A 15,566-nucleotide genomic window follows, 5' to 3' on the forward strand; every position below is an offset into this window, starting at 1 on the left:
TGGACTCCGTTGGCTTAACCGGTGCGCTTGTCCGCCCGTGCCAGGGCACAGCGGTGCTGGAATGCGGGATCGAAAGGGTTGACCGGCCCGAAGCGGTCGGGCCGGAACAGGGAGGCGTCGACGAAAGGCGATTGCCCGAGGGCCAGCTCCGCGATCAACCGGGCGATGCCGCCAGACAGGCCGATTCCGGCCCCGGAACAGCCGGTGGCCGCCATAAAGCCTTCCAGGCCGGGCAAGGCGCCCAGCAGCGGCCGGCCATCGGGGGTGTAGCTGGAAATGTTGCTGACGTAATGGGCGAGGGGCGTGGATTCAATCAGCGGACATTGGCGGGCCAGTTCGGGCGCGCCTTCCAGCAGCGCCGCCTGACCGTCACTGTCGGTATCGAAGGCGAATCCGCCCAGGTGGTCGGGCAGGGCGCCGGGATCGGCAAACACGGCCTGCCGGTCTCTCAGACCAAACAGCAGTCCCCCGACTTCCGGGCGGGCGTAGCTGCGGCTGTCCGGCAGGATGGTGATCGGGCCGTCTCGGTAAACCCGCTCATCTTTGGCCGTGATCCAGTAATGGCTGCGCACGGCGCCCATGGCCAGTGGGACGTCGATGGCGCTGGCCAGTGCAACGCTCCAGGGACCGGCCGCGTCGATTACCTGATCGGTGTTGAGCCGATCGCCGGTGCTGAGCTGGAGTCCATCCACCCGATGGCCGTTGCGACAGATGTCGGTGACGGTTGTCCCCAGGAGAAAGCGTGCTCCCCGGCGTCGGGCCCGGGCAGCATAGGCCTGGCAGAGCTGGTACGGGTCGATGTAGCCGTCGCCGGGGAACCACAGGGCGGGAGCCGCCGCGCTCACGTTCAGCCAGGGCGCACGGGCCATGGCCTCGGTGACGTCGATCCACGCGTGGGTCAGGTTCTGGTTCAGCGCATGATGGGCCGTGGCGGTCAGTTGATCGAGCCCGTCGTCACTCTCGGCAACGTGGAGGCTGCCCACCTTGCGTAGCGGCAGAGCGCTCCCGCTGTCGTCGGACAGGCTCTCGATGGTGTCGAAGGTCTCGCCAACCAGTCGCGCCATCGCCGGGTTCGGACGGGCCCGGGTCAGGAGGGCGGCGGCGTGACTGGTGGTCTGCTCGCCCAGGCCGTGGCGTTCGATCACTGTAACGCTGAGGCCGGGTGTGGCGCTCAGCCGGTCGGCAATGGCGCATCCCAGGATGCCGCCGCCAATAATGGCGATGTCGGTAGTTGAAGCGGGCATATCGCCTGTCCGTTGTTGCTCATCTGGTATAGACCAGTTTTTCAGGCGGACATGACCGTTTGATGACGAATCCGTGACGATTCACAGAAAGGGCGGGGCTTGGTGACTCGAGGAAGGGCAGACGGAAAGCTGAGCCCGTGCGGGCTCAGGAGGCGTTGACGTCGACGGTAATGCAGAGGGTGTCGTGCAGCCAGAATTCCTCATCGAACTCGATGAAGCGGCCGTTGCCGTCTCGGCTGAGTCGGTTCACGTAGAGGCCGGCGGTGCCCGCACTGACGCTCAGCGCTTCGGCCTGGGGATCCACCAGCGCCGTCGGGTACATCTGGATCTGCTTCTGGGTCAGCTCCACTCCGTAGCGCTCGCGCAGGAGTTTCCAGAGGGAGCGGTTGAAGTCAAACCGCTCAATGCCGGGTAGACGGGCCGGGTCAAGGTAGATGTTTTCCACCAGGACCGGTCGTCCGTCGATATAACGCCGGCGGCGCAGGTGCACGATAGATTGTCCGGGAGCCAGGCCGGTCCGGGCGGCCAGCCAGGAGGACACGGCCGTCAGGTCCACGCCCAGAGTCTCCGTGCGCGGCTCGCGGCCCTGGGCCGAGACGTAATCGGTGAAGCTGTAATCGTAGGTCGGGTTGTAGACCAGACGAGCGGGTGAGACGAACCAGCCACGACGGTTGGAGCGGTAGATCTTGCCCTCGGCTTCCAGCTGCGACAGGGCCAGGCGGGCTGTCACCCGAGTCGTGTCGTGGGACTCCGCCAGCACACGCTCGGACGGCAGCCGCGTATGCGGTGGCAGGTTGCCGGACTGGATGTCGTCGGCAAGATAATCCCGCACCTTGAGGTAAATCGGGGTTCGCGTCGCGGTGGGGGCGGCGTCAGCCATGCCGTTTCCTTATGCCGTTGGGTAAAACGTGCGGTTGGGTAGAACTGGTCGATACCAGGATTCTATCAGATGGCTTCGCAGGCTAGTGACTCCCGATGACAGCATCATGACAACGCCGTGCCAGATAAGATTCCGGTAGAATGTGGCCATGTCTGAACCGATGCTGCCTGACCGATTCCGCTCCCGACGTCCCCGCGTGCTGCTCCTGTCCGGCTACGATGCCGGCAGCCATCGCCGCTGGCGGGAACAGCTGGTGAATTCGCAACCCGACTTCGACTGGGAGGTCCTGGCCCTGGCGCCACGCTATTTCCGCTGGCGGATCCGGGGTAATGCCCTGAGCTGGCTGGATGAGCCTCCGCTCCAGGAGAGCTGGGACCTGATCGTGGCCACCTCGATGGTGGACCTGGCGGGACTGCGTGCCTTTCACCGGCATCTGGCGACGGTGCCGGCCTTGCTCTACATGCACGAAAACCAGTTCGCCTACCCGGACTCGGGCGATCAGCATGCCAGCGTCGATCACCAGATGGTGAACCTTTACAGCGCCCTGGCGGCGGACCAGGTCGCTTTCAATAGCGAGTGGAACCGGGCGAGCTTCCTGCAGGGCATCCGGGCGCTGCTGAATCGTTTACCCGATGCCATTCCTGAAGGTGTGGCCGAGCGCATCGATCGGAAATCCAGTGTCCTGCCGGTGCCGATCGATGACGCGCTGTTTGAGGCGCGCAAGCATCCGATCAACCGGGATTGCCCGCACCTGTTGTGGAATCACCGTTGGGAGTATGACAAGGGGCCGGATCGATTGCAGGCGCTGCTCGACCACTTGGTGGCCAGCGGCCTGGACTTCCGCCTGAGCGTGGTCGGGGAACAGTTCCGGCGACAGCCGGAGGCTTTCGAGGCCATTCGGACGCGTCATGGAGAACGCCTGGTGAACTGGGGCTTCCTGCCCGATCGGGCCGATTACGATGGCCTGCTGCGTCAGGCCGATGTGGTGCTGTCGACGGCCCTGCACGATTTCCAGGGCCTGGCCATGCTGGAGGCGATGGCCGGCGGCTGCCTGGCGTTGGCGCCGGATCGGTTGGCCTATCCCGAATATGTGGCGAGGACCGGCCTGTATCCCAGCCAGCCGGACGATAGCGCTGAGGAAGCTGCCGGCGCCGCCGTCACCCTACGGAATCTCCTGCAAAGCGGCCGGGTCGCCCCTGTCGACGGATGGCGTCTCTCAGAGCTTCAGCCCCAGTACCGTCGTCTGCTGACTTCATTGCTGGTGGGCTAGCGCCGCTTTGACCTTCTCGGCCACTTTGGGCTTCAGACGATCCTGCTCAAGCAGCCAGGTTACGCAGGCCCGCAGGGTCTGTTCCGCGTTCTTCGGCGTCAGGCCGAACGTCTCGTTGGTTTCCCGGGTGTCGATGTACGCATAGCGCTCGGCGACTTCGTACACCAGGTCATAGGTGAACGGCGGCGTCATGCCGAACAACCGGCACACGCGCTCAGTCCATTTGGCGCTCCACAGCAGCATGCCGCGACCGAAGGGCAGATGCATCGGCTTGATGCCGGTGAGTGTCTTTAACAGCTGGGCGGCCTGCTTCACCTCAATATTCTCGCCACCAACCACATAGCGACGCCGGTTCTCACCCCGGGTGAGGGCGGCCACGTGGGCGGCGGCCACATCGCGGACATCCACCAGGTTCAGGCCGCCGGGATAGGTCTGGCCAATGCCGTTCAGCCAGTCCATGACCAGTTGATTGGACGGGGTGATGCGGTAATCGCCGGGGCCGAGCACGATGGCCGGGCAGATGACGACCAGGTGAGTGCCGGACTCCTCCGCCAAAGCCTGGGCGGTCTGCTCGCTGCGGGTCTTGGCGATGTAGTACGGGTTTTCAGGATCGTTGTTCCAGTCGTCGCCGGTGCGCAGTGCCTGGGGGTCGTAGGAGAAGCCGACGGACGCGACAGAGCTGGTGTAGACAATACGCTGGATCTGGTTGGCTGTGGCGGCGGCAAAGACATTGCGGGCGCCCTGGATGGCGGGTTCCACAATCTCGTCCGGCGATCTGGCAATGGTTTTATAGACCGCGGCCATGTGGATGATGGCATCTATCGATTCCGCTGCCTCGGTGATCGCACTGGCGTCCATGATATCGCCGCGGAAGAGGTCGACCTCAAGCCCATCCAGACCGCGCAGGTCAGCGGATGGCCGGACAAATGCCCGGACGCTGTGGCCCTGTTCAATCAGTTGTCGAACGACGTGGCTGCCAATATGACCGTTGGCGCCGGTAACCAGAACCCGCATGGTGGCTCCCTTTTACTCGAGGCTCTTGAGAGGTGAGTGAAAAACCTATCCGATTCTTCGCTAAAAGTGGATAGGCGTCTGTTGGCCAGGTCTCGTTTAACAAAGTGTGAGTTTATGTAAGCAATTGTAAATGTTAAAAAATTGTAAAATCACGTGAAACAGTTCACGATAACGCCTCGGTTCCATCGCGATAATGGAACGCTCATCGGGGGGATGTCATGGACGCATCCCGACCTGTCAGACATGCAATGATTTGCGGTGGGTGAAAGAGGTACGCACCATGCTCAAGAAAATGCAGCAGATGATTGATCGACGGAAGAGTCACAAGGACAGCGCCGGTCACCAGGGCGCCCTGCCGGAGGCGTCACCGGTCAAACCGGCCGACCAGGCCAAACGTGACGAGTGGGATATGTCCCCGCAGGATGCGTTGCAGGTCGGCATTGTGGCCCGCTACAAGTAACTTGAAGCGTTGAGTGTAACCGGTGGAAGGTTTCCATTGATGCAGGGCTGTGGAAAGATGATCGAAAACGGTCCCCTTTCCCTGTCCGGTGAACATGGCAGCATCCGACGGTTTACTGAGTCCAGACGATACCCGTCAGTTACAACCCCGATTTGCCCTGATACTGGCGCTGAGCGCTTGTGTCCACCTTCTCCTGTTCGTTTTATTTCCCAGGACCTTCTGGCAACCGGATGCCACGGGCGCTCCCGCCGCGCTCTCGATTGAAATCGTAAAGCCTGAGCCGGAACCGGCGCCGAAACCCGAGCCAAAACCAAAACAGCCGGTTGCCGAACAACAGGCGCAACCCGAGCAGCGTCAGCATCTGCCCCGGAATAACGCTGAAAAGACAGACCTGCGCGGCACCGATTTCGAGGCGCCTGTCGAGGATACGCCCGTAGCGGGTGAGACCGCCCCGACACAGACTCATGTCAACGCCGAGGATAACAAGACCCGCATCGCCGAGGGTCAGCCGGACAAGACGGAGAAGGCGGCCGCCAGACCGCAGGTCACCTCGAAGCAGGCGACCGCGTCGGTTCCGGAGAAACAGGAGAAGAAGTCCCAGGCGCCCCAGGGGATGAAATCCCTGTCGGACCAGGAGTTGGCGGGCGCCCGGGCCGGATCCCAGGTCAGTGAAATCGAGCGTCGCCGTATCCAGATGGTCAACCATTTCCTGGCGCGGATGCAGGTCCAGGTGGATGAGCGATTCCGCAAGCCACTGGATGCCCGGGCCTTCGAGGAAGGGGTGATTTCCTTTGAACTGGACCCATCGGGCTATTTGTTGTCGGCCCGCATTGTCCAGTCCTCCGGCAACACCCGGTTGGATGCCAGCGCCCTGCAGGCCATCCGGGCTGTGCCTCGCTTTGAGGTGCCGGATTCGCCCATTGTGGCGGCCCGGTACTATCGCCACCTGACGTTTCGCTACACCGGCGAATAGCGATCGCCGGATTCAGCGGGTAAAGTAACGCATCGCCAACAGCCTGAACCGATTCTCCATGCTTAATACTCACGATGTCCTGCTCCGCAACCGGGAACACCTGAACGGCCGCCTGGCCCTGATTGGCCTGGTGGATGCCTCCATACTGGGCCAGCTTCCGGGGGAACCCGGGTTGTTGGTGACCGATCATGCCGGTATCCATGAACAGTGGCAGGCGCTGACGGACTGGCCGTCGGTTTTCGGCTATGACGGCCCGGCGCTGGCTGCGGACAGCGTGGACAGCGTTGTGGTGTTCATGCCCAAATCCCGGCAGGAGTTGGAACTGAGGCTGGCGCTGGCAGGGCATCTGACCCGTGCCGGCGGCACGCTGTTATTGATTGGTGAAAAGAAAGAGGGCATTGCCGGTGGGGCGCGGGTGCTGCAGTTTACCTATCCGGATGCCTACAAAGTGGACAGCGCTCGTCACTGCCAGGTCTGGATGGCGACGGTGCCCGCTGGTATGACCGGGTTCAACCTGTCTGCCTGGCGGAACTGGCACGTTATCCGGGCCGGCGGTATCGAGCTGGACGTGGCCGGCCTGCCGGGGATTTTCTCGGACGGCCGACTCGATGCCGGAACGGAGCAGTTGTTGGCCTCCTTCGAAGGCGAGACACCGGCCGGTCCGGTGCTGGACTTTGCCTGCGGTGCCGGTGTGGTGGGGGCGTGGCTGGCTCGCAAGGTGCCCGACCTGACCGTCGATGCCGTGGACGTGCAATTCCAGGCGGTGGCCTGTGCCCGGGAGACCTACGCCCGGAACCACGTCAAAGGCGAGATTCGGCCATCGGATGGGTTGGCGGCGGTCACCGGTCATTACCGGCTTCTGGTCAGCAATCCGCCGTTCCACACCGGCGTGAAAACCGATACGACGATGACCGAAGCGTTCCTGCGGGACGCGGCCAGACACCTGCAATCCGGTGGCGAGCTGCGCATTGTGGCCAACAGCTTCCTGCCTTACCCGGAGCTGATCAAACGTTACATCGGTCCCTGCGAAACCCTCAGCGAAGACCGCAAGTTCAGCGTCTACCGGGCGTTTCGGCGATAGCCGCCTCAGGCGCCGTAGTAGCCGGGCGTCCCCTCGATTGCGGTCGGGCGGTGCGGTATCAGCCCTTCTTCCTGGTAGTGGATATCCCACCAGCAATGGGGCAGTTGCTCGCCGGATGGAAACGATAACGACTGCTTGTCGAAGCTTTCCGGATCCTGCGTCTCTTCACCCCAGAGGAACCAGCCTTCCACGGTGTCCTTGCAGGGGTTGGTCAAGGTCGTCAGGTCGTTGGTCTCGATCAGATGCCCGGTAGGCATGTGTTTGAGTAACATAGCAAACCTCCGTCGGGAAGCCGCTGAACGGACGCCATTGAGGACTGAATCAGCGCTTCCTGTGCTCACTGTATGGTCAGCATAGTCCTTACGTTGGCCCTAAAAAAGCAGATTGTCGTTGGGCCGCGGCATTCACTGAAATGTCCCCAAACCGTCACAGAGCTGTCACTGCAACGGGCGAGGCTGGCCATGAAACCAGCCAACGGTGAGGGAAAGGCGGATGCACCAATACCGGAGTGTGTTTATCTCGGACGTTCACCTGGGGTCACCGGACTGCCAGGCGGATTATCTATTGGATTTTCTCGACAACGTGCGGTGCGAAACGCTTTATCTGGTGGGTGACATTATTGATCTGATTGCCATGCAGCGACGGGTCCATTTCCCCGCGTCGCACCAGGCGGTGGTGCGCAAGCTTGTCGAATTGGCGGCGACCGGCACGAAAGTCATCTACGTGCCCGGTAATCACGATGAGTTCCTGCGCAATTTCTGCGGTCAGACCCTGGCCGGTATCGACCTGCGCCACAAGGCGATGCATACCACGGCGGACGGACGCCGGTTCGTGGTGTGCCATGGCGATGAGTTCGATCAGGTGGTGCGCTGCAGCCCGCTGCTGCTTCTGGTGGGCGATCGGGCGCACGGCATCCTGTTGCGCCTCAACCGGTGGTACAACGCCTGGCGGCGGATGCGAAGCAAGCCCTACTGGTCGTTGGCCGCCTGGATCAAGACGCGCATTGGTCAGGCCCGGGCTTTTATCCAGCGTTTCGAGATGGCTGCCCTGACCGCCGCCGAGCGTGGTCAGTACGATGGCTACATCTGCGGGCACATTCACTCGGCCGGTTTCCGGCAGGGCTCGGGTGGCCTTTACGTCAATGACGGCGATTGGGTGGAGCACTGTACCGCGCTGGTGGAAGGCTTCGACGGCCACCTGGATATCCTGCACTGGTCGGAGCGGCCGCACATTGTGGAATCCGAGCCCGAGCGTTCGCCGGCGCGGGAGTCGGGCTGGACAGGCCCTGCGCCAGTTCAGCCGGATTCCGGAGGGCTTGCGGCACGGGTGTCCTCGCGCCACTGAGGCGATGCTGTCTGTTATGGTGCGCTGGGATCGTTGGCCCGTGAGCGCTTGAGATCAGCGCGCATTTTCAGGCGCGCCTCGCGTCGCATATCCGCTTCACGGTAGCGCCGCAGCTGCTTCTGGGTTTCCGGCTCGACTTCCGGCACCGTCAGCGGCTCGCCCTTTTCATCCAGCGCGACGAAGGTGAAATAGGCGGATACGATGTGCCGCTCCTCCCGCGTGTAGCTGTTCTCCGCAACCACCCGCACCCCGATTTCCATGGACGAATGCCAGCTGCGATTGATTGAGACCCGAAAGATCAGGGTGTCGTTACCCTTGGCAGGCGCCCGGAACGCGAAGGAATCCACCGCGGCCGTGACACAGACGCAGCCTGAATGGCGTTCGGCCACCACCAGGGCAAGCCGGTCGCACTTGGCCATGATCATGCCGCCAAACGCGGTCTGGTGGGCGTTCAGGTCGTTCGGGAAGACCTTGTAGACGTGACCTTCAATCGCGGACGCCGAAACCGTCGCGGTCCGGGGTGTTTGCATGGGCGAATCCTTCGTGAAATCGGATGGTCTTTGGGTCGCCAGTTTCTCAGATAGCGCTGTTGACGGCCATCCGGACATAAAAAAGCCCCTGGGGTGAGGGGCAAGAAAGCTCCGTTGTGAACTGGAGCTGTCGTCGATGCTCGGTTTGCGGCGTCACTGACGGTCGCTGTTCTCAGCGTTGGCGTGCTTTGGACGCAGGTCGTGCAATTGGTCGATCAATGCCTTGGCGCGGCTTTCGGCGCTGGTCCGGTAATGCTGGAGTTTGGGTTTGACGTCCAGCTCATACGCCTTGCCGGCACGGTCGGTCAGGTAGGCCGACATCATATTGGCGTTCCAGATCAGCTTTCTGCGGACGTCATAGGTGGCGATGTCCAGGCGCAGTGCCAACTGGCGCAGGGACGGGTTGCGTTCGCGAATCTGGTTGACGATGTCTGCCAAACTGGCGTTCTCGGTCGGTTCGGCGCCCATGTCCTTGAGAACCTTTTTCAGTTCGACCGACGCGGCATCCAGCTGCGGGCGGACCTGGGCTTCCATCCGTTCGCGAAGCTGTTTGACGTTTTCCAGACTGTCTTTCAAAGAATACTGCACCATGATTTCCTCTCGCGTAGACTGCGTGGCCGGTCGGCGCCGGCTACAAGCGGGCTGACTTGATGATGGGTTTACGATAGCGACAATTATTAGAGTGTTCAGCCTAGGGATGGCCCCAGGCGTTAAAACAGCGGGGAAAAGGACGTGGCGGATAACGAGCTGCAACTGGATCACGACGTCTTGCGCCTGGAGCGCCCGGGGAAGGGCGGGCGCGACCTGCGTGCCTGGGACGCGGCGGATGAGCAGCTGATCGAGGCGGTTCGGGAGCGCTGGCCGGGAGCCGACGCGGGGCGTCCCCGCGTGGCGATTATGGACGACAGTTTCGGCGCGTTGACCCTGGGGTTGGCGGATATCGCCCCGATGAGCCTGGCCGACAGCGCGCTTTGCCGGGTGGGGGTGAGTCGTAATGCCGTCCTCAATGGCCTGCCGGCACCGTCTATTCACAGCTGGTTGTCGCCGCCGGCGGGACTTTTCGACGCCGTCGTGCTCAAGATACCGCGTCATCTGGATTACCTTGAATACCTGCTGCGCTGGGCCAACGACCATCTGGCCCCCGACGGTGTGGTGATCGCCGGCGGGATGATCAAGCACCTGCCCGATCGCTGCGTCGATGTCTTCACAAGACTGATGGGCAACAACGAACCCCGGCCGGCCAGACGCAAGGCCCGGGTAATCGTTGCGCCACGCGGGACGGCGGGACTGGCGGATTGGAACCGGCAATGGCGAGGGTACACGCTGGACGATGTCTCAGGCCCGGTCGAAGCGCTGCCTGCGGTGTTTTCCCGCGACCAGCTCGATCAGGGAACCCGGGTTTTCCTGCCCTCTGTGCGCGAGGTATTGGCTTCTCTTCCGTCGGGAACCCAAGTGCTGGACCTTGGGTGTGGTAATGGCGTGCTCGGGCTGACGGCGTTGCTGACCCGTGACGATTGCACGGTGACGTTTGCCGATGTCTCCAGTCAGGCGCTGGCCAGCGCCAAGCGCAATGCGGAGACGAGAGGCGTGGCCGGGCGAGCGCGATTTGAGCACGGCGACGGCGTTCCGCGTGATGGGCGTTTCGATCTCATCCTGTGCAACCCGCCGTTCCATGAGGGCGGAGCCGTCGGCGATCACATTGCCCTGCGAATGTTCCGTCAGTCCGCGGCCGCACTGTCACCCACCGGGCAGTTGCTGGTGGTGGGGAATCGCCACCTGGGGTACCACGTCAAGCTGAAACGCTGGTTCAGCTCGGTGCAGCAGCAGGCGGCCGATCCGAAATTCGTGGTTTTTGCCTGCCGCGTCAGCCGCTGACGGGCCGTTCGTAGCCCATGCGGGCCAGGGTGTCCACGATGGTTTGGGTCTGGCTGTCGATCTCGATGTTCACCCGGTCGCCAGTTTCCAGCGTGCCAAAGGTGGTGACGCGAAGGGTTTCCGGGATCAGGTGGACGTTGAAGGTGTCTTCCGTCACGCTGCCAATGGTGAGACTGGCCCCGTTGATGGCGATGTAGCCCTTGGCAAAGATGTACTTCATCCAGTCCCGGGGCACCCGGAAGTGAATCGTCCGATTGTTCTCCGGCGTTTCGATGGCCGTCACTTCGGCCGTGGTGTGAACGTGTCCGGACAGCAGGTGGCCGCCGATTTCATCGCCGATGCGGGCGGCACGTTCGAAGTTGACGTGATCGCCGGCCTGCAGGTCGCCCAGCGTGGTCAGGCTGAGGGTCTCCTGCATGGCGTCGAAATAGAGTGCGTTCCCGTCCTGTCGGGTGACGGTCAGGCAGGTGCCGTTGAGGGCGACCGAGGCGCCAATCTCCACACCGTCGACGCGATCGTCCGGAAAGGCCAGGACAAACGTGGACAGGCCGGGGCGTTGCTCGACGTTGATGACTCGGGCCTGGCCCTGAACGATTCCGGTGAACATGGCGTCTCCAGTGCGGGAAAGGGAACTCGGGGCGGCCTGACAGGCGTCCCGCTGGCTGGCGGTAGCATAACGGTCCTGCCGGATCATGCCAAGCGGCCGCGGGCTCAAGGTTTTCGGACAGAGGCCGATAGCCTGTAGACGGTTGCAGATAAAATGAACGAGGGGAGGCGAGGCATGGCAGTATCCGACGCGAACGAGCGGCCCTCGCCTGTTTTGCAGCCGGGGCGTCCTGCCGATCCCAAGCCGACCCAACCGCCCGCCACCACGAGCGCGGCACAGCCTCCGGCCACCCGCAGCACCGAAGTCTCCCAGCGACCGGAACCATCAACGTCAGGCGAGGTAGCCGAGCCCTCCGAGGTTGTGGGCGAGAGCGAAGACGCCAACGAAAGCCCGCCCGAGGAAAGCAAAGAGACGGTCCTCCTGCGTCAGCGGGATCGACGACGTTTGTTGCGCCAGTGCGAGCGGGTCCTGCTGCTGGATTTCAACACACTGGCCATACCGGACTGGCCCGACAATTTTACCCTGTCGGCGGCTCGCCGCCGTCGGGATCTCTGGCTGTTTGCCGCCTCCCTGGCTGCGGTGGTGTTTCTTGCCGGCGTACCCGGCATGGTGCCCGCCTGGGTGGCCGGTAGTGGGTTCGGTGCGTTCGTGTTGATTGCCCTGGCCGGCGTGCCGTTTGTTCGCCGGATATTCTCGTCCAGGCCCAGCTATATGGACCTCCTGTTATTGCGTCAGCAACGGTTGCGGGAGGCCCGCAGCCATATTGCGCATCTTGAGGGCGAGGAAGGGCTCGCGTGGCAATGCGCGATGATGACCGATTGCAACCCGGCACTGCGTTCCACCCGTTTCAGCACCCTGGTTAACCTGTCCGAGAAGCGAGTGCTGGCGCGCCAGTTGCGACGGCGTGAGCACATCAGGCTCTACCTGATTTTCATGCTGGAAGCCGAGAAGGCTTACGACCGGCTTCAGAGTCGTTATTTTGAGGGCCATCAACAGGCGATCGATAACGGCTGGGAGCAACCGTCTGAGCCCTCGTCGGAATCGGCAGAGCTCGATCGCTCCGATGAGTCGGACGCTCCCTCTCAGGAATAGCCACCAACCAGGGTGGCTTTCGTTGTCGGGTCGGCTCGATGGGTCGTTGTTTGGCGTTTTTTGGTGCGGCTCAGCTTCTGTTTTGTGCGCAAATGTAGTGCTCTCCCGCAAATAATGCACCTGGAATGCACCATAATGGTGCCAGATGCGTGCCGTTTAGATCTCCCTCTTCTTTCCAATCGATCGTTTATAGCGTCCAACTCTTTGATATGAGTGCCCGTGTTCCACGTTGGAACATTTCTTGTATCGGTGTGCGCCCAAATAATGCAGCGGGGTTTGCAGGCGCAACGAGGCGTGGGACGGATGATCGTCCGCGGGCTTGCGCGCGCAGCCCTGGCAGTTCATCAGAATAAAGACGGGAGCATTGAACCGTGGAGACGACGAGCGCAGTGGAAACGCTGCTGCAGAGTGCGAATACCTTTTTCCTGTTGCTGGGCGCGATCATGGTGCTGGCCATGCACGCCGGCTTTGCCTTCCTGGAAGTCGGGACCGTGCGGCACAAGAACCAGGTGAACGCCCTGGTCAAGATCATGACGGACTTTGGCGTATCGACGCTGGCCTATTTCTTTATTGGCTACAGTGTGGCCTACCATACCAATTTCTTCGCCAGTGCTTCGGTACTGACCCAGGCCAACGGGTACGACCTGGTCAAATTTTTCTTCCTGCTGACCTTCGCGGCAGCGATTCCCGCCATTGTGTCCGGCGGTATTGCAGAGCGGGCGCGATTCTATCCGATGCTGGTGGCTTCCGGTCTTATCGTGGCTCTGGTGTATCCGTTCTTCGAGGGACTCGTGTGGAATGGGAACTACGGTTTCCAGGCCTGGCTGGACGCTACCTTCGGCGCGCCATTCCACGACTTTGCCGGCTCGGTTGTTGTCCACGGCGTTGGCGGCTGGATCGCGCTGGCCGCGATCCTGTTGCTGGGCGCGCGCAACGGTCGTTACCGTAACGGTCGGGTGGTGGCCTTTGCACCGTCCAATATCCCGTTCCTGGCACTGGGCGCCTGGATCCTGTGTGTGGGCTGGTTCGGCTTTAACGTGATGTCTGCCCAGACGCTGGACGGCATCAGCGGCCTTGTGGCCGTGAACAGTCTGATGGCGATGGTCGGCGGGATCGTGGTGGCGATGCTGGTGGGTCGTAAGGACCCCGGCTTTATTCATAACGGGCCGTTGGCGGGGCTGGTGGCGGTCTGTGCCGGTTCCGACCTGATGCATCCGATCGGTGCCCTGGTGACCGGCGGCGTTGCCGGTGCGCTGTTCGTCTTCCTGTTCGAGTGGGCCCAGAACAAGATGCCGCGCCTGGACGATGTCCTCGGTGTGTGGCCGCTGCACGGGATTTGTGGTGTCTGGGGTGGCCTGGCCGCCGGGATCTTCGGCCAGTCGGTACTGGGCGGACTGGGCGGCGTCAGCTTCATGGCGCAGCTGATCGGTACGGTGACGGGCATCGTGGTGGCTTTCGTTGGCGGTCTGGTGGTGTACGGGCTGGTCAACGCGGTGAGTTCGATCCGGTTGTCCCAGGAAGAAGAGTTCGAGGGCGCGGATTTGTCCGTTCACCGCATTGCAGCGACTTCAATGGATAAGTAGCCGGCAGAGAATGGCGCTTACCATCGCAAAACGCAGGCACCGAAAGGGCCTGCGTTTTCTGCGTTAAGGCTGAGGATTCTCCGGGGCAAGCGAGATTGATGAGCGAAGGAAGAGGCGGCGTCATTGGCCGACCCGGTTGGCTTGCTTGACAAGGATAACCATCAAACGTATGTTTTAAACATACGTTTGGTAGGTTCACCTTGGCGGTAGGTTATGGCGCAGTCCGATACAGTTGATCGCATCCTCAATGCTGCAGAAGAGCTGTTCGCAGAACGCGGCTTCTCTGAAACATCGCTGCGTATGATTACCAGTAAGGCTAACGTTAATCTGGCAGCGGTCAATTACCATTTTGGCTCAAAGAACGCCCTGATCCAGGCGGTTTTTGCCCGTTTCCTGACGCCTTTTTCCGAAACCCTGGATAAAGCATTCGATGATCTGGAGCGCCGTTGCAAAGGCGAGCCGCCCACGCTGCAGCAAACCCTTTGGGTGTTAACGGAAAGCGCCGTGCGCATGCCCCATCGCAACGAGAAGGGCATCTCCATTTTCATGCGCCTGCTGGGATTGGCCTACACCCAGTCCCAGGGGCACCTTCGCAAGTTCCTGGAACAGGAATACAGCGAGCCTTTCGGGCGCCTGATGCGTCTGCTCAAGGCCGGCACCCCGCAACTCTCCGCGGTGGACCGTTACTGGCGTATCCAGTTCATGCTGGGCGCCACGGCCTTTACCATGTCCAGCAGCGATGCCCTGCGCGAAATTCTCGAGAACAAGCTGGGTATCGACACCACGGTGCAGGAAATCGCCGCACGCCTGGTGCCGTTCCTGGCCGCCGGCCTGCAGGCAGACGATCCCATCTCGGTGCCGAAGACCGCCTGATCGCGGTGCCATCCTCCCGGTCCGGGCCCCATCTTTCCATGACGGTTTTGTAAAAAGCAGTCCTTTGCACGCGCTTCTTGAGGCCTGGCCCGTTGTGACGGGTGGCTGGCCTGGGGTAATCTCTGCGCCATCAAGCCGGATTCCAAGGAACCGGTTCACTGGACCGAGGTGATGTGTGCCTGTTGCTGAACATCTGCAGATCAGTCTTTCCCACCAGACGCTGACCGCGCGTATGAATGACGGGGCGGTATTGACCTATTCGGTGTCGACCGCGGCCAACGGTCCGGGTGAAGCCAACGGGTCCGGCTGCACGCCGCGGGGCGAGCATTATGTGCGTGCCTGCATTGGCACCGACCAGCCGCGCGGCACGGTTTTTCGCGGTCGCCGTCCGACGGGCGAGATCTATACAGCCGAACTGGCGAACGCCTTTCCGGACCGGGACTGGATCCTGTCCCGGATCCTCTGGCTGTGCGGTCGTGAACCGGGCCGCAATCGCGGCGGACAGGTCGACTCCATGCGCCGCTACATTTACATTCACGGTACGCCCGACACCGAGCCGATGGGCGTTGCCGCCTCCCATGGCTGCATTCGCATGCGCAATGACGACGTGATCGCTCTGTTCGCGATGGTCCGGCCGGGCACGCCGGTCACCATTACGGAATAAAAGCCGGTGACATGGGCGCGTGAAGGTCATCATGGTGCCGCTCATGCGCTGGATGGGTGACCATAGAAAAGGAAGC

General features: G+C 62.1%; 17 protein-coding genes. 10 read left to right on the plus strand and 7 right to left on the minus strand.

All coding sequences use genetic code 11. The features are described 5' to 3' along the window. Nucleotides 1-14 precede the first annotated feature (14 nt). Together JL474_RS01380 and JL474_RS01385 are read right to left on the minus strand one after the other, a co-directional pair. Nucleotides 15-1,244, minus strand: a complete 1,230-nt coding sequence (locus JL474_RS01380) for an NAD(P)/FAD-dependent oxidoreductase (RefSeq protein WP_203140662.1) — start codon at nt 1,242-1,244, stop codon at nt 15-17. 145 nt (nt 1,245-1,389) lie between these two features. Further along, nucleotides 1,390-2,124 carry a UTRA domain-containing protein gene (locus tag JL474_RS01385; RefSeq protein WP_203140663.1) on the minus strand — a complete coding sequence of 245 codons (735 nt, stop codon included), beginning with the start codon at nt 2,122-2,124 and terminating at the stop codon, nt 1,390-1,392. Nucleotides 2,125-2,272: 148 nt separating this feature from the next. Here JL474_RS01385 and JL474_RS01390 point away from each other — a divergent pair, with 148 nt between their 5' ends. Continuing rightward, nucleotides 2,273-3,394, plus strand: a complete 1,122-nt coding sequence (locus JL474_RS01390) for a tRNA-queuosine alpha-mannosyltransferase domain-containing protein (protein ID WP_236011957.1) — start codon at nt 2,273-2,275, stop codon at nt 3,392-3,394. Here JL474_RS01390 and JL474_RS01395 read toward each other — a convergent pair. Further along, nucleotides 3,377-4,408 carry an NAD-dependent epimerase/dehydratase family protein gene (locus JL474_RS01395; RefSeq protein WP_203140664.1) on the minus strand — a complete coding sequence of 344 codons (1,032 nt, stop codon included), beginning with the start codon at nt 4,406-4,408 and terminating at the stop codon, nt 3,377-3,379. The two genes, JL474_RS01390 and JL474_RS01395, sit on opposite strands and share 18 nt — an antisense overlap. Nucleotides 4,409-4,670: 262 nt before the next feature. Between JL474_RS01395 and JL474_RS01400 the strand changes: the two genes are divergently transcribed. From JL474_RS01400 to JL474_RS01410, 3 genes are all read left to right on the plus strand, one after another. Further along, nucleotides 4,671-4,868, plus strand: a complete 198-nt coding sequence (locus JL474_RS01400; RefSeq protein WP_203140665.1) for a hypothetical protein — start codon at nt 4,671-4,673, stop codon at nt 4,866-4,868. A gap of 94 nt (nt 4,869-4,962) precedes the next feature. Continuing rightward, complete coding sequence (locus tag JL474_RS01405) at nt 4,963-5,841, plus strand: cell envelope integrity protein TolA (RefSeq protein ID WP_203140666.1); 879 nt, start codon at nt 4,963-4,965, stop codon at nt 5,839-5,841. Nucleotides 5,842-5,899: 58 nt separating this feature from the next. Beyond that, nucleotides 5,900-6,922 (plus strand): class I SAM-dependent methyltransferase, encoded by a 1,023-nt coding sequence (locus JL474_RS01410; RefSeq protein ID WP_123633270.1) that lies wholly within the window; start codon nt 5,900-5,902, stop codon nt 6,920-6,922. Between the two features lie 5 nt (nt 6,923-6,927). Here the strand turns inward: JL474_RS01410 and JL474_RS01415 are convergent, their stop codons facing one another. Further along, nucleotides 6,928-7,194 (minus strand): acetyltransferase, encoded by a 267-nt coding sequence (locus JL474_RS01415; RefSeq protein WP_123633271.1) that lies wholly within the window; start codon nt 7,192-7,194, stop codon nt 6,928-6,930. Nucleotides 7,195-7,414: 220 nt separating this feature from the next. Between JL474_RS01415 and JL474_RS01420 the strand changes: the two genes are divergently transcribed. Next, on the plus strand, nt 7,415-8,266 hold the full coding sequence (locus JL474_RS01420) for a UDP-2,3-diacylglucosamine diphosphatase (protein ID WP_203140667.1): 852 nt from the start codon (nt 7,415-7,417) through the stop codon (nt 8,264-8,266). Between the two features lie 14 nt (nt 8,267-8,280). On the opposite strand, the gene JL474_RS01425 is transcribed toward JL474_RS01420, so the two are convergent. Further along, nucleotides 8,281-8,796 (minus strand): acyl-CoA thioesterase, encoded by a 516-nt coding sequence (locus JL474_RS01425; RefSeq protein ID WP_123633273.1) that lies wholly within the window; start codon nt 8,794-8,796, stop codon nt 8,281-8,283. A 153-nt stretch (nt 8,797-8,949) separates the two neighbouring features. Next, complete coding sequence (locus tag JL474_RS01430) at nt 8,950-9,387, minus strand: hypothetical protein (RefSeq protein WP_203140668.1); 438 nt, start codon at nt 9,385-9,387, stop codon at nt 8,950-8,952. A 141-nt stretch (nt 9,388-9,528) separates the two neighbouring features. On the opposite strand from JL474_RS01430, the gene JL474_RS01435 reads away from it, so the two are divergent. Next, nucleotides 9,529-10,671: a class I SAM-dependent methyltransferase gene (locus JL474_RS01435; RefSeq protein ID WP_328797757.1), complete on the plus strand. Its 1,143-nt coding sequence runs from the start codon at nt 9,529-9,531 to the stop codon at nt 10,669-10,671. Here JL474_RS01435 and JL474_RS01440 read toward each other — a convergent pair. After that, complete coding sequence (locus tag JL474_RS01440; RefSeq protein WP_203140669.1) at nt 10,661-11,278, minus strand: riboflavin synthase subunit alpha; 618 nt, start codon at nt 11,276-11,278, stop codon at nt 10,661-10,663. The genes JL474_RS01435 and JL474_RS01440 overlap by 11 nt on opposite strands. A gap of 174 nt (nt 11,279-11,452) precedes the next feature. Between JL474_RS01440 and JL474_RS01445 the strand changes: the two genes are divergently transcribed. The 4 genes from JL474_RS01445 to JL474_RS01460 all read left to right on the plus strand — a co-directional run bounded on the left by JL474_RS01445 (nt 11,453) and on the right by JL474_RS01460 (nt 15,490). After that, entirely contained in the window at nt 11,453-12,370 is a 918-nt protein-coding gene (locus JL474_RS01445) for a hypothetical protein (RefSeq protein WP_203140670.1), read from the plus strand. 371 nt (nt 12,371-12,741) lie between these two features. Continuing rightward, nucleotides 12,742-13,953, plus strand: coding sequence for an ammonium transporter (locus JL474_RS01450; protein WP_203140671.1), 1,212 nt, complete (start codon nt 12,742-12,744; stop codon nt 13,951-13,953). A 213-nt stretch (nt 13,954-14,166) separates the two neighbouring features. Continuing rightward, nucleotides 14,167-14,826, plus strand: a complete 660-nt coding sequence (locus JL474_RS01455) for a TetR/AcrR family transcriptional regulator (RefSeq protein WP_123633278.1) — start codon at nt 14,167-14,169, stop codon at nt 14,824-14,826. Between the two features lie 175 nt (nt 14,827-15,001). Continuing rightward, nucleotides 15,002-15,490: a L,D-transpeptidase family protein gene (locus JL474_RS01460; protein ID WP_223807784.1), complete on the plus strand. Its 489-nt coding sequence runs from the start codon at nt 15,002-15,004 to the stop codon at nt 15,488-15,490. Nucleotides 15,491-15,566 lie beyond the last annotated feature (76 nt).

Source organism: Marinobacter mangrovi (genome assembly GCF_016798325.1).
Taxonomy (GTDB): domain Bacteria; phylum Pseudomonadota; class Gammaproteobacteria; order Pseudomonadales; family Oleiphilaceae; genus Marinobacter_A; species Marinobacter_A mangrovi.